13 protein-coding genes are annotated in these 13102 nt (G+C 64.7%); 8 read left to right on the forward strand and 5 right to left on the reverse strand.

Annotated elements, in window-relative coordinates:
* Positions 1-32 precede the first annotated feature (32 nt).
* Both WBP06_RS07290 and parE read left to right on the forward strand, forming a co-directional pair.
* The gene (locus WBP06_RS07290; RefSeq protein ID WP_395333313.1) at positions 33-1211 is read left to right on the forward strand and encodes a penicillin-binding protein activator; all 1179 of its coding nucleotides are present in this window, start codon (positions 33-35) and stop codon (positions 1209-1211) included.
* 134 nt (positions 1212-1345) lie between these two features.
* Positions 1346-3355 carry a DNA topoisomerase IV subunit B gene (gene parE, locus WBP06_RS07295; protein ID WP_395333315.1) on the forward strand — a complete coding sequence of 670 codons (2010 nt, stop codon included), beginning with the start codon at positions 1346-1348 and terminating at the stop codon, positions 3353-3355.
* 4 nt (positions 3356-3359) lie between these two features.
* Here parE and WBP06_RS07300 read toward each other — a convergent pair whose 3' ends face one another.
* The 3 genes from WBP06_RS07300 to WBP06_RS07310 are packed head-to-tail and all read right to left on the reverse strand — an operon-like array spanning position 3360 to position 5968.
* The gene (locus tag WBP06_RS07300; protein WP_395333317.1) at positions 3360-4004 is read right to left on the reverse strand and encodes a DUF2306 domain-containing protein; all 645 of its coding nucleotides are present in this window, start codon (positions 4002-4004) and stop codon (positions 3360-3362) included.
* 7 nt (positions 4005-4011) lie between these two features.
* Positions 4012-4731, reverse strand: coding sequence for an NYN domain-containing protein (locus WBP06_RS07305; protein WP_395333319.1), 720 nt, complete (start codon positions 4729-4731; stop codon positions 4012-4014).
* 1 nt (position 4732) lies between these two features.
* A complete protein-coding gene (locus WBP06_RS07310; RefSeq protein ID WP_395333321.1) occupies positions 4733-5968 on the reverse strand; it encodes a glycosyltransferase family 87 protein in 1236 nt (411 codons plus the stop codon).
* A gap of 123 nt (positions 5969-6091) precedes the next feature.
* Here WBP06_RS07310 and WBP06_RS07315 point away from each other — a divergent pair, with 123 nt between their 5' ends.
* The 6 genes from WBP06_RS07315 to WBP06_RS07340 all read left to right on the forward strand — a co-directional run bounded on the left by WBP06_RS07315 (position 6092) and on the right by WBP06_RS07340 (position 11257).
* Positions 6092-6937 carry an AAA family ATPase gene (locus tag WBP06_RS07315; protein WP_395334077.1) on the forward strand — a complete coding sequence of 282 codons (846 nt, stop codon included), beginning with the start codon at positions 6092-6094 and terminating at the stop codon, positions 6935-6937.
* Positions 6938-7038: 101 nt separating this feature from the next.
* Complete coding sequence (locus WBP06_RS07320; protein ID WP_395333323.1) at positions 7039-8181, forward strand: hypothetical protein; 1143 nt, start codon at positions 7039-7041, stop codon at positions 8179-8181.
* Complete coding sequence (locus WBP06_RS07325) at positions 8178-8618, forward strand: GFA family protein (RefSeq protein WP_395333326.1); 441 nt, start codon at positions 8178-8180, stop codon at positions 8616-8618. Before WBP06_RS07320 ends, WBP06_RS07325 begins: the two co-directional genes overlap by 4 nt.
* 7 nt (positions 8619-8625) lie before the next feature.
* Positions 8626-9519: a DUF817 domain-containing protein gene (locus WBP06_RS07330; protein WP_395333328.1), complete on the forward strand. Its 894-nt coding sequence runs from the start codon at positions 8626-8628 to the stop codon at positions 9517-9519.
* Positions 9520-9720: 201 nt separating this feature from the next.
* The gene (locus tag WBP06_RS07335; RefSeq protein WP_395333330.1) at positions 9721-10902 is read left to right on the forward strand and encodes a VWA domain-containing protein; all 1182 of its coding nucleotides are present in this window, start codon (positions 9721-9723) and stop codon (positions 10900-10902) included.
* 64 nt (positions 10903-10966) lie between these two features.
* Complete coding sequence (locus WBP06_RS07340) at positions 10967-11257, forward strand: hypothetical protein (RefSeq protein WP_395333332.1); 291 nt, start codon at positions 10967-10969, stop codon at positions 11255-11257.
* A gap of 6 nt (positions 11258-11263) precedes the next feature.
* Here the strand turns inward: WBP06_RS07340 and WBP06_RS07345 are convergent, their stop codons facing one another.
* On the reverse strand, positions 11264-12460 hold the full coding sequence (locus tag WBP06_RS07345; protein WP_395333334.1) for an exo-beta-N-acetylmuramidase NamZ domain-containing protein: 1197 nt from the start codon (positions 12458-12460) through the stop codon (positions 11264-11266).
* On the reverse strand, positions 12457-12993 hold the full coding sequence (locus WBP06_RS07350; protein ID WP_395333336.1) for a DOMON-like domain-containing protein: 537 nt from the start codon (positions 12991-12993) through the stop codon (positions 12457-12459). The genes WBP06_RS07345 and WBP06_RS07350 overlap by 4 nt, the downstream gene beginning before the upstream one ends.
* Positions 12994-13102 lie beyond the last annotated feature (109 nt).

Here is a 13102-nt window from a genome sequence, read left to right on the forward strand (position 1 = left end):
TCATGGCCCAAGGACCCCGGGAGCGGCAAGCAATGTTCGACAAGAGCCTGAACGGGCGACCCAATCGGCGTAATTTTCTGGCCGGGGCCGCCATGGTGCTGCTTGCGGGTTGCGCCGTCGTTCCCAAGGCTCCTGCGCCCACCCCGGCGCCGACACCCGCCCCCAGTGGCGACAATGTGATCGCCAGCGACAACGACCGTCACCGCGTCGCCTTGCTGGTGCCGACCACGGGCCCGAACGCCGGAGTCGGCCAGTCGCTTGCCAATGCGGCGAACATGGCGATTCTCGATACCGGCGCGAAAGACCTGCGCATTACCGTCTACGACACCGGCACCAATCCCGGCGATGCCGCTCGCCGCGCCGTGGCGGACGGTAACAAGCTGATTCTGGGCCCCCTGTTGTCGGACGACATCAATGCCGTGCGCACGATCGCCAAGCCCGCGAAAGTGCCGATCATCTCGTTCTCCAACGACGAGAAGGCTGCGGAAAGCGATGTCTTCATTATCGGTAACCTGCCCGGCCAGTCGGTTTCCCGCACGATCGCCTATGCGCGCCAGCAGGGTATCTCCAGCTTCGCCGCCCTCGTCCCGCGTGGCGAATATGGTGAGCGGGTGAGCAGTTCGCTGCTTGCCTCGGTCCGCGCCAGCGGCGGCACCGTGCTGGCCATGGAAAACTATGACCGCACCGCCGCCTCGATCAGCGCCGCCGCCACCCGCATCAAGGCCAAGGGCGGATTCGGCGCGCTGCTGATTGCCGATAGCGGCAGCCTCTCCTCGCGCGCCGCCACCACCTTCCGCGCTGGCGGCAATGCCAGCCCCGTTCGCCTGCTGGGCACCGAACTGTGGAGCGGCGAAAAGGAATTGGCCACCGCGCCCGCGCTCAACGGCGCATGGTTCTCCACCGTGTCCGACGCGCGCTTCGGCCAGTTCGCCAAGAGCTACCGCGCCCGTTTCGGCACGCAGCCGTTCCGCATCGCCACGCTCGGCTATGACGCGGTGCTGCTGACCCTGCGCGTCTCGCGCGACTGGAAGCCGGGCACGATTTTCCCGACGACGGCGATGTTCGCGCCCGATGGCTTCTTGGGCGTGGACGGCGCTTTCCGCTTCAATCGCAGCGGATTGATCGAGCGCGCGCTGGAAGTCCGCGCGGTTCAGGCGGGCACCGTCAAGGTGATCGACGCGGCGCCCACTGGCTTTGCCAAGGGCAAGTGATGGGGTGAACGGGGCGTCAGAACCCGCGCCCCGCCCCTTTTGTTCTCTTTTTCTTCCACTTTTCCCCAATCCCTGCGGAAAAGCGTGGACTGCCCGCTTGATCGGGGTTTTTCCGCCTGCCTATAGTCGCGCCCATGTCCGACGACCTCTTCGACAAGCTCCCCTCCGCGGGCGGTGAAACCTACGACGGTTCGGCAATCGAAGTGCTGGAGGGGCTTGAGCCCGTCCGCCGTCGCCCGGGCATGTACATCGGTGGCACCGACGAACGGGCCCTGCACCACCTTGCCGCCGAAGTGCTCGATAACGCGATGGACGAAGCCGTCGCCGGCCACGCCAACCGTATCGAGGTGACGCTGGAAGAGGAGCCGGGCACCGCAGGGCGCCTGACCATCACCGACAACGGCCGCGGCATCCCGGTGGACGAGCATCCCAAGTATCCCGGCAAGTCGGCGCTGGAAGTGATCCTTTCCACCCTGCACTCGGGCGGCAAGTTCTCCGGCAAGGCCTATGCCACCTCCGGCGGTCTGCACGGCGTCGGCATCTCGGTGGTCAACGCCCTTTCGGTGAAGACCCGCGTGGAAGTGGCGCGCAACAAGGAGCTGTTCGCGCAGGAATTCTCGCGCGGGCAGACGCTCGGCCCACTCCAGAAGGTCGGCGCGGCGCCCAACCGGCGCGGCACCGCCGTCACCTTCACGCCCGACATCGAGATTTTCGGGGACCAGAAATTCAAGCCCGCGCGGCTGTTCAAGCTGGTACGCTCGAAGGCCTATCTCTTCGCCGGCGTGGAAATCCGCTGGAAGTGCTCGCCCTCGCTCGCGGTGGACGGCATTCCGGCCGAAGCCACCTTCCAGTTCCCCGGCGGTCTGGCCGATCACCTGGCCGAGCAGATCGGCAGCCGCGAGTGCGTGACCACGCAGTTCTTCTCCGGCAGTCAGGAATTTCCCCGCGGGGATGACGGTTCCGAACAGGGTCGCGTGGAATGGGCGATCGCCTGGCCGCTCTATTCGGACGGTTCCTATTCCTGGTACTGCAACACGATCCCGACGCCTGATGGCGGCACCCACGAACAGGGTCTGCGCGCCGCGCTGACCAAGGGCGTGCGCGCCTTCGCCGATCTCGTCGGCCAGCAGAAGAAAGCCAAGGACATCACGCCGGACGACGTGGTGACCGGCAGCGAAGTGATGCTCTCGGTCTTCATTCGCGATCCGCAGTTCCAGAGTCAGACCAAGGATCGCCTCACCAGTCCCGAAGCCGCGCGCATGGTGGAAGCGGCGGTGCGCGATCACTTCGACCACTTCCTCACCGACAACATGGAGCGCGGCAAGGCGCTGCTGGGCGCGGTGATGGAGCGGATGGACGATCGCCTGCGCCGCAAGGCGGAGCGTGAGGTCAAGCGCAAGACCGCCACCAACGCCAAGAAGCTGCGCCTGCCCGGCAAGCTGACCGACTGTTCGGGCGAAGGCGACGGCGAAACCGAACTCTTCATCGTCGAAGGCGATTCGGCAGGCGGCTCGGCCAAGCAGGCCCGTAACCGCAAGACGCAGGCGATCCTGCCGATCCGCGGCAAGATCCTGAACGTCGCCAGCGCCACGGCGGACAAGATCCGCGCCAATCAGGAAATTGCCGACCTCGGCCTCGCGCTTGGCTGCGGCACGCGCAAGGACTGCAACGCCGACGACTTGCGCTACGACCGTATCGTCATCATGACCGACGCCGACGTCGACGGTGCGCATATCGCCACGCTGCTGATGACGTTCTTCTTCCAGGAAATGCCGGAAATCGTGCGACGCGGGCACCTCTATCTCGCCCAGCCGCCGCTCTATCGCCTCACTTCCGGCTCCACCTCCGCCTATGCCCGCGACGACGAGCACCGCGCGGAACTGGAAAAGACCATGTTCAAGGGCAAGAAAGTGGAAGTCGGCCGCTTCAAGGGCCTGGGTGAGATGAATCCCCAGCAGTTGCGCGAAACGACGATGAGCCCGGACAGCCGCTCGCTGATCCGCATCACCCTGCCGCCTGAATATGAAGGTCGCGCTGCGGTGAAGGACCTTGTCGACCGCCTGATGGGCCGCAACCCCGAACACCGCTTCATGTTCATCCAGAACCGCGCGGGCGAGATCGATCCGGAACTGATCGACGCCTGAAGGCTCAGGCCGGCACCGCCCCCGGTGCCGGTCGCGGATGACGCCGCAGCCAAAGCTCGACGGCGATCAGGTTGGGCACCCAGCACAGCCACGCAATGGCGATATAGGCCGTCAGGAAATCGATACCCGCGATCTGAGAGAGCGGCAGGTAGATCCGCAAGGTAACAGCCGCGAAAGTCAGTGCGAAGCTGCGGATCATCCAGCGTCTGTGTCGCACGAAATCGCGCCGCAAGGCGGTGAACCAGCCGAGCGTGGTGCAGCTCATCCAGCTTACTGCCAGAAGGAAGAAGCCTGTCCCGGCAACCGGGCCCGCCGTCGTGCCCCACGCCAGTGCCGCACCGGCAAGGCCACCGAATAGACAGGCGCAAGCATAGATCCGGCCGATCCATCGGTGCAGCCCCCGAGCCTTGCTCCGCCAAGCCGCGATGAACTGCCATGGGCCGGCAAGCAGTGCGATCCCGGCTAGCGAAGCGTGAGCGATCAGCACCCGCACGCCCGCGCGATTGTCCGTCAAATTCGACCCGATCGACGAAGTGTCGCGAAACAGGTAGCTCAAGCCCCATAGCGCCACTGCCGTCGCCAGCATGCCCGCCACCAACCGTCCCGAAAGGCCGATCCAACGCAACGGCCTAGCAGCCGCCGTGCGCATCGCCGCCTCAGCGCATCCGCTTGATGAACAACCCGCTATCGCGCTTTTCCGTGGCGAAGTTCGGCAATGTCTGCACGAGTTCGGACAGGCGAGAAAAGCCGTAGCTGCGCGCATCGAAGCTGGATCGGTTGGCCACGCGCTGCCCCACTTCGGAAAGGCTGGCATAGCCGTTCTCGTCGCGCTTGCTGGCCCGCCACCCTTCCCCGATCAGCTTGACGAGATCGGCATCGACCGGCGGCACCGCCACTGCCTGCGCCGCATCTTCGCCGGCATCCGCATCCGGCAGCGTCTCAAGGTCGATGAAACGGGTGCAAGCCTCACGAAAGGCCTCCGGCGTGCGGCTTGTGCCGAAGCCATAGACCGGCGTGCCGTTCTGGCGGATGCGGATGGCCAGCGGCATGAAGTCGCTGTCGCTGGTCATCAGGCCGAAACCGTCGATATGGCCGCCGTAGAGAAGGTCCATCGCATCGATGGTCATCTTCATGTCGGTGGCGTTCTTGCCCTTGGTCACGTCGAACTGCTGCTGCGGTTCCAACGCGTGGCGCAGCACCAGCTTCGACCAGCCCTTCAGCGAAACCTTGCTCCAGTTCCCGTAGACCCGCCGCACGTTGACCGAGCCGAGATCGCCAAGGATGGTAAGCGCCGCCTCCAGATTGCTGGGCGAGGCGTTGTCGGCATCGATCAGCAGCGCAATGTTGCGCGCAGCGCGGGGCTTGTTCTCGGGCAAGTCAGGCTCCTTCCGGTTCGGGCTCCTCGCCGCAATGCGCGTGGGCGTGCACGTGGGCGGCCGAGGTTGCCCGCCGCCAGATTACCGCGAAAAAGGCCAGCAGCACCAGCGGCATGATCGGAACCGAAAGGTTCATCGCCAGCGGCCGGGCGAATGCCGGGGCCGCGAAGGCCAGCAGCAAGGCCAGCTTTTCATAAGGGGCAAAGCCGCCGCGCAACCCCTCACCCACCAGCCACACCATCGGGAAGGCCAGCAGCACCATGTCGTAATCGAGCACGAAGGGCGTCGCCAGCGGTGCCCCCGCCAGCACCAGCGCGGCAAGGCCTGTCCCCCAGCGCCTGCCCCACCCGGCCACGACCACAAGGGCGGCCACTACAGCTGTGATCGCCCCCTGCGCCGCATAGGCTCCAACCGTCGACACACCCAGCAGACGCAGCGCCGCGAACGGGCTGACCATCTTTCCGAACCCCACCGCTCCATCGGCCATCGCCACCTGCGCCCGCGTGGACGCCCCCAGCCAATGCACCCAGAGTTCCGGCCCGAAAGCCAGTGCGGACAGCACCGCCAGCGCCAGCGCCGCAAGGCCCGCAAAAAGGAACACCCGCCATTCGCGCGAAGCCAGCAGCGCCAGCGGCACCAGCAGGCCGAACTGCGGCTTCACCGTCGCCAGCCCAAGGCAGAGCCCGGCCAGCAGCGGCTGCCGCCGGATCATGACCACCCCCGTGCCCAGCAATGCGGCAACGAGCCATGACGTCTGGCCGTGAGTCACGACGATCGGCATCGCCGGAAACGCCGCCAATGGCAGCCAGACCGACAGCCGGGCGTCCAGGCCGTGCCACCAGACGCGCACGGCGGCGCAGTAGAGTACACCCGTCGCCAGCAGCCATGCCGCCAGCGCCGGAAAATACCCCAGCCACCCCAACGGCCAGCAAAACGGCAGGAATGAAGGTGGGTAGAAGAACGCGGTATAGCCGGTGGGAGAGGCGAACCAGCCCCGCTGCGCGGCGATGTGCGCCGCCGCGTCGTAGGGATCGCCATGCGCGATCAGCATCCGCCCGGTCGTCCAAAAACTGATGAAGTCGCTGCCCAGCAGGAAGCCGTTGGCATCCACCCCGCCATGCGAACCGACCAGCAGCCAGACCAGCATCGCCGCGTTGAGCAGGGCCAGCAGGCGCAGGTATCCCCGCACGCGCGCCACGCCCAGCCAGTTCATTTCGCGCAGGAAATCAGCCCCCATGCGCGATTGATTGCAACGCCCCGGCGGCGAAGTCCATGCCCCCCACACATCGCTTGCCATGCTGCGACGCAAAATCTACGCTTTAAGCGATCGGTTAAGGGCCGAAAAATCAAGGGACAGATGATGCAGCGTTTCGAAGGCACCAGCAGCTACGTCGCCACCGACGATCTGAAAGTCGCGGTGAATGCCGCCGTCCTGCTGCGCCGCCCGCTGCTGGTGAAGGGTGAGCCCGGCACCGGCAAGACCGTACTGGCCGAGCAGATCGCCGCATCGCTCGACGCACCGCTGATCACCTGGAACGTCAAGTCCACCACCAAGGCGCATCAGGGCCTTTACGAATACGACGCGGTCGGCCGCCTGCGCGACGGCCAGCTGGGCGATGCGCGCGTTCACGACATCAACAACTACATCCGCAAGGGCAAGCTGTGGGAGGCGTTCACCTCGCCCCGCCTGCCGGTGCTGCTGATCGACGAGATCGACAAGGCGGATATCGAGTTTCCCAACGACCTTCTGGCCGAACTCGATCGCATGGCCTTTGACGTTTACGAGACGGGCGAGCATGTCGCCGCCGCCGAACGCCCGATCGTCATCATTACCTCCAACAACGAGAAGGACCTACCGGACGCCTTCCTGCGCCGCTGTTTCTTTCACTACATCAAGTTCCCGGATCGCGAGACGATGCAGGCCATCGTCGACGTGCACTTTCCCGGCATCCAGAAAACGCTGGTCACCCGCGCGATGGAAATCTTCTACGAGCTGCGCGAAGTGCCCGGTTTGAAGAAGAAGCCTTCCACCAGCGAGTTGCTCGACTGGCTGAAACTCCTGCTGGCGGAGGACATGCCGCTGGACGTGCTGCAAAACCAGGACGCCACCAAGGCGATCCCGCCGCTGCACGGTGCCTTGCTGAAGAACGAACAGGACGTCATGCTGTTCGAAAGGCTCGCCTTCATGGCGCGCCGTGGAAGCTGACACCACCACCCAAAGTCGGTCGGCAAGGCATTGATCCATAGTTCGATTTCGGCAAGGTGGAAGTGCACCGCGCGCCGCGCGTGGTCGACGGGGGAAGTCAAATGATCATGCCTGAGAAGACGCTTAAGCCGGAATTGCGCATGGCTCGACTTTGCGCCCGACTTTGCGCCGGACTTTTCATCACCGCCATCACGGGCCTTGCATTTGCCCCGGCTCCAGCCTTGGCGGATCCCAAGGTTCTTTCGGACAAGGCGGGCAAAGAATGGCGGCACAAGGAGACGAAGCTTGCCCTGCCGGGCAGTTTCGGGCGCTTCACGCTGGAATCGGTCAAGGACTGGACCGACAGCCAGTCCGATATCGTCGCCACTTACCGCGACCGGTCGACCGACACCCTACTCAGCGTATTCCTGTTTCGCGCCGGGTTGGCCGATGTCTCGATCTGGCAGGATCGCATCATTTCGACGGTTCGCGCCAATGGCGGCGGCCTTGGCAATGTTGATGGCAACGAAACGCGCCTGACGCCCTTCACGCCGAGGGATGGGGTTGCCGGCAGCGGATCTATCGCCGCATTCCATTTGACTGGAGGCAACAGTCAGACTTCCGGCTCGGCCGTGGCGCCATTCGGGGATTGGCTGGTGGCCATGCGCATGTCTTCAGGCAGCCTTGACGAGCAGGCGCTTTTCAACGCCCTGCTCGATTTCGCATCGGGCCTGCCACTCGGCCAACCGGCCAAGGAGCGGACGCACGGTGCCAGCTACGCGATCACGCCCTGCTCCGGCACCGTGCCAATGGGAACGGCGAAGCGCAGCGAGGGCAGCATGAGCGAAGCCCTTCTCCTTTCCGTCGGTCTCGAAGCGGCGCTGGAGGATCGGCAAAAGGGCGCCGTCGAGGAAACACCGGCAGCGCCATGGTGCCGTGAAGCCACTTCCGGCAAAGAATTCTCCGTCTATTCGCGCGGCAACGCGAACGACGGTTACGTCATCGCCTACAACGATGCCGGCGTTGCCATCGAGGTTTCGAAGGCCATCTCGCTTACGCCCAGCGACTCGCAAAACTATTCCGTTGCCCTCAGGGCGGCCACGGCAACATCGTTCTTTCGAGGCTTCACGTCGCTGCCGAGTTTCCAGCAGGCGATCGATGTCATAAATTCCGAACGACCGATCGGCAGCGTTGGTCGCACGCCCAAGACCGCCAGACATATCTCGATTTCCGCCGACACGGCAGCCAAGGAAGCGAAGCAGTGAGTGCACCTTATACCGGACGCTGCGCCTGCGGCGCCGTCACCATCCGCATCGCGGGCGAGCCCATCGCCACGCGCCAGTGCTGGTGCCGCCAGTGCCAGCAGCTTGCCTCCGGCGGGCCCACCAACAATGCGATCTTCAAGGTGGAAGACGTCACGCTGAACGGCGAACTCGCCTCTTCCACATGGGCGGCGGCGAGCGGCAATACGCTGACGTTCAGCTTCTGCCCCCAGTGCGGCACGCAGATCTTCGCGCAAAGCTCCGCGCGTCCGCATTTGCAGACCTTCCGCCTCGGCGCGCTCGATGCCGGGCATGGGCTGAAGCCGGAAATGGTGATCTGGACCGACGATGCGCCGGAATGGGCGCATTTCGACACGACGCTGGAAACCTGGCCGCAACAGCCGCCTCCGCCGCCTGCTTCACCGCCCTCGCCTGCATAGGCGCCGCGTGAACACACCCTCCCACACCCGCTTCGCGGCAATCCGCGCGCGGCTCGAAGCATTCGAGCCGCGGCCGGGGTGGCGGGCGTGGATCTACGAATTCCTGCTGTTCGGCTTCAAGCAAGGCTGGGCCTGCCTGTTCGGCGGCCTGCTGCTGGCACTGCTGGTCGCCACCCATCTGTTCTATCCGCAGGATGCCGCCCTTGCCCGCTACGATTTCCTGACCCTGGCGGCATTGACGATCCAGCTTGCGATGCTGGCGTTGCGGCTGGAAACGTGGGACGAGGCCAAGGTGATCCTGGCTTTTCATGTGGTCGGAACCGTGATGGAACTGTTCAAGACCGCACACGGATCCTGGGAGTATCCAGAGGCGAACCTGCTGCGGATCGGCGGTGTTCCGCTGTTTTCCGGCTTCATGTACGCCGCCGTCGGCAGCTATATCGCCCGCGTCTGGCGCATCTTCGACTTCCGCTTCAGCGGCTATCCGATGGAGGCCGCCTCGGTTGCGCTGGCGGTGGTCATCTACGTCAATTTCTTTGCCCACCACTGGCTGCCCGATGTGCGGATCGGCCTGTTCGCCGTGCTGGGCGCGCTGTTCCTGCGTACCCGCATCTGGTTCCGCGTCTGGCGCCAGGATCGCTGGATGCCGCTGCTGCTGGGCTGGCTGTTGGTCGCCCTGTTCATCTGGTTCGCCGAAAACCTGGCCACATTCTCGCAGGCGTGGATCTATCCGAACCAGCGGCATGGCTGGGCGATGGTACACTGGACCAAGCTGGGCGCGTGGTATCTGCTGATGTACATTTCGTTCGTGCTGGTGGCGCTGGTGCACCGCCCCCAGGCGCGTGACGAGGGCGGCCCGGTTTCCTACCCCAAGGCCAAGGGTGTAGGTTCGGGATCATGAACCACGCACGATTCCTTGCACCGGCCCCTGCCCCGGCCACTTCGCCTACCTGCATCCCCGCACAAGGTGACACCGGGGAAGCAAGCGCGTTTCGAAAAGTCACACTGTCATGCGCAAAGTGACAGATAACCCATTGATTTCACAACAAGGTGACACTTCGCTTCGCTGGCGTTTCCGTGTCAACCGAGACGGGATGCTGCCATGCTGCTGAACTTCATCGAGGAACTGCGCGCGGCCGGCATTCCCGCCTCGCTCAAGGAGCATCTGGTGCTGCTGGAAGCGCTGGACCGCGAGGTGATCGAGCGGACGCCGGAAGCATTTTACTACCTCAGCCGAGCCACCTTCGTGAAGGACGAAGGCCTGCTCGATCGCTTCGACCAAGTGTTCCAGAAGGTCTTCAAGGGTGTGCTGGCCGACTATGGTCAGCAGCCGGTCGACATTCCCGAGGAATGGCTGCGCAAGATGGCCGAACGCTACTTCTCCGAAGAGGAGATGGAGCAGATCAAGGCGCTGGGTTCCTGGGACGAGATCATGGAGACGCTGAAGAAGCGCCTGGAAGAGCAGGAGAAGCGCCACTCGGGCGGCAACAAGTGGATCGGCACCAACGGCACCTCACCCTTCGGCCACTCAGGCTACAACCCCGAGGGCATCCGCATCGGCGGTGAAGGCCGCCACGGCCGCGCGATCAAGGTCTGGGAAAAGCGCGAGTTCGCCAATCTGGACAACACGCGCGAACTGGGCACGCGCAACATCAAGGTGGCGCTGCGCCGCCTGCGCCGCTTTGCCCGCGAAGGCGCGGCCGAGGAACTCGATCTGGACGAAACGATCCGGGGCACGGCCAAGCAAGGCTGGCTGGACGTGGTGATGCGGCCGGAGCGGCACAATGCGGTGAAAGTGCTGCTGTTTCTGGACGTCGGCGGGTCGATGGATCCCTACATCGAACTGATGGAGGAACTGTTCAGCGCGGCCAGCGCCGAGTTCAAGAACATGGAGTTCTTCTACTTCCACAACTGCCTCTACGAAGGTGTGTGGAAGGATAACCGCCGCCGCTGGTCGCAGCGCACGCCGACCTGGGACCTGCTCCACAAGTTCGGGCACGACTACAAGGTGATCTTCGTGGGCGACGCGGCGATGAGCCCCTACGAAGTCAGCCATCCCGGCGGTTCGGTGGAGCACATGAACGAGGAAGCCGGCGCGGTCTGGCTGCAACGCGTGGCGCAGACTTATCCGGCGACGGTCTGGCTCAACCCCACGCCGGAGATCCAGTGGGGCTATTCCAGCTCGACCCGGATGATCCGCGACCTGATGGGCGGCGCGATGTTCCCGCTGACGCTGGACGGGCTGGATGCGGCGATGCGGGAACTGACGCGCAAGAAGGCATGAGGGCCCTTTCCTAAGCGCCCGGTTTGCGCGATCATCCTGATCGATCCCAAGAGGGAGTGCGACGATGAAACAGATAGTTCTGGTTTTGGCGATGGCCGCCCTGACGATCGCGGCCGCTCCGCCCAACGGTGGGGGCAAGTCTCCATCCGCCAAGGCAAAATGCGGCTACACCATCCAGCGCGCCAATGCGGCTGCGGGGAAGACCACGCCAAACGCCGATGACGGCAAGCCAACGCTGATCCGCGCGGTGGACAAGCGGCTCGGTGGCTGTCCCGTGCTGGTGCTGGCCGATGGCAAGCTCAAGGCGCCGCCGGCGTTCAACGATGGGCCGGCAAGCAAGTCACCGGCCCAATAAACCCATTCAGTAAAGCAGCAAGTCCGCGATTTCAGCCTTCCACGCGGCCTCGTCGGCACCGGCAGCGGCATCGAGGTCACCCGGAAGTGCAGCGGGATTGTCGACCCATTCGCGCAGGCCCGGTCCGCCGTTGATCACATCGATGGCAAGGCGCGTGAACTCGTACTCGTAAGGGAAATCGCGCCAGATCGGGTAATCGGGGTAGAGGTTGCGGATCGCCTTGAACGCCAGGGCCTGAAGCCGCCACGGGCGGAAGGCGTGGTGATCGTAGAACTTGCCTTCCGCATGGATCATCAGCCCGCTGCACAGCGTCTTGGCATGTTTGTGGAAGGTCGGTTCGAACCAGCATTCGCGCACGGCGCAACCTTCCAGCCATTCCGGGGCGAAGCGCTGCATCTCGGCGAGGACCGCCTTGGCATCGATATCGGGCGCGCCGAACAGCACTTCCAGCGGGCGGGTCGTGCCACGGCCTTCCGAAAGCGTTGCGCCCTCGATCATCACCGTGCCGGCATAGGCGCGGGCCATGTTGAGATTGGCGGCGTTCGGGCTGGGGTTGATCCAGACGCGGTCCTGCGGCCAGCCGAAACCGGGGCCTTCAGGCTCCCACCCTTCCATCGCCACCACGCGGTAATCGACATCGAGCTGGAAGTGGCGGACGAACCAGTGGCCCATCTCGCCCAGCGTCAGGCCGTGACGCATCGGCATCGGGCCGGCGCCGACGAAGCTCTCCTGCCCCGGCAACAACGTCAGCCCCTCGACCGGGCGACCGGCGGGGTTCGGACGATCGAGCACCCAGACGCTCTTGCCCTGCTTCTGGGCAGCTTCCAGCAGGTAGAGCAGCGTGGTGACGAAGGTGTAGATGCGGCAGCCAAGATCCTGCAGGTCGAACAGGAACACATCGGCGCTGTCCATCATCGCCGCGCTGGGGCGGCGGACTTCGCCGTAAAGGCTGTAGACGGGGATACCGTACGTCGGGTCCAGCTCGTCGGCGGTCTCGACCATGTTGTCCTGCTTGTCGCCCTTCAGCCCGTGCTGCGGGCCGAAAGCGCTCGTGACGTTCACGCCCGCAGCGATCAGCGCGTCCAGCGAGTGGACAAGGTCTTCGGTCACCGAAGCAGGATGGGCGACGAGCGCGACGCGGCGGCCCTCAAGGGGCTTGCGCAGTTCAGGGTCCGCCAGCAGGCGGTCGATGCCGAATTTCATGCCTGCCCGGGTGCCGCAAGCGGGAGTGCGAAGCAAGATGGATCGTGGAAGTCAGGCGCATCGCCGCTGTGGGAAAGCGCCCAATAGCTCTTAACGCCGCCTTCTTCCTCGATCACCGCCGTGAAACCGTGGTTCAGCGGCAGCGTCGGCAGGCCGGAGGCGGGAATGGCGGCATCGAAGATCGCGATGTCCGATCCCTTGCGCATCGTGCACTCCGGCTCGCGCGGCATCGGGCGCTCGGCCATGCCTTCGCGGCGGCCGGTGAAGTCATAGACGTTCCAGCGCTCGGAAGGGGAGAGGTTGATCTCCACATAGGAAGCCTCGCCCGGAGGCTGGAGAAACAGCTCGAAACAAGTGGTGTTCCACAGCCCTTCCGCCCGACCCTTGCCCGCGAAAGCCGGCACCACCAGCTTGCCCGCGCCCAGGATGCGCCAGCGCACGCGCAGCCAGGCATCGTCGAAGCCAATGACGCGGGCCTCGACCGAGCGAACGAGAACGGGTGGATGTGCCGGATGGCAGGTAAGGTCGGACATGGCGGCCTCCGTAATGGCCCGCGTGACGGGCTGGCAATCCGGATCGCGCCGGATTCGGCCGGATATCACCACGCAAGCGACCAATCGCTTCATATCCAGCGCCTCACAT

Origin of the sequence: Novosphingobium mississippiense, from assembly GCF_044029535.1 — a bacterium.
GTDB lineage: Bacteria > Pseudomonadota > Alphaproteobacteria > Sphingomonadales > Sphingomonadaceae > Novosphingobium.

Coding starts and splice junctions, on each gene's coding strand:
- WBP06_RS07290 (WP_395333313.1), top strand. CDS start 33: ATGTTCGACAAGAGCCTGAACGGGCGACCCAATCGGCGTAATTTTCTG.
- WBP06_RS07335 (WP_395333330.1), top strand. CDS start 9,721: ATGCTGCTGAACTTCATCGAGGAACTGCGCGCGGCCGGCATTCCCGCC.
- WBP06_RS07340 (WP_395333332.1), top strand. CDS start 10,967: ATGAAACAGATAGTTCTGGTTTTGGCGATGGCCGCCCTGACGATCGCG.
- WBP06_RS07310 (WP_395333321.1), bottom strand. CDS start 5,968: ATGGGGGCTGATTTCCTGCGCGAAATGAACTGGCTGGGCGTGGCGCGC.
- WBP06_RS07300 (WP_395333317.1), bottom strand. CDS start 4,004: ATGCGCACGGCGGCTGCTAGGCCGTTGCGTTGGATCGGCCTTTCGGGA.
- WBP06_RS07320 (WP_395333323.1), top strand. CDS start 7,039: ATGATCATGCCTGAGAAGACGCTTAAGCCGGAATTGCGCATGGCTCGA.
- parE (WP_395333315.1), top strand. CDS start 1,346: ATGTCCGACGACCTCTTCGACAAGCTCCCCTCCGCGGGCGGTGAAACC.
- WBP06_RS07345 (WP_395333334.1), bottom strand. CDS start 12,460: ATGAAATTCGGCATCGACCGCCTGCTGGCGGACCCTGAACTGCGCAAG.
- WBP06_RS07315 (WP_395334077.1), top strand. CDS start 6,092: ATGCAGCGTTTCGAAGGCACCAGCAGCTACGTCGCCACCGACGATCTG.
- WBP06_RS07350 (WP_395333336.1), bottom strand. CDS start 12,993: ATGTCCGACCTTACCTGCCATCCGGCACATCCACCCGTTCTCGTTCGC.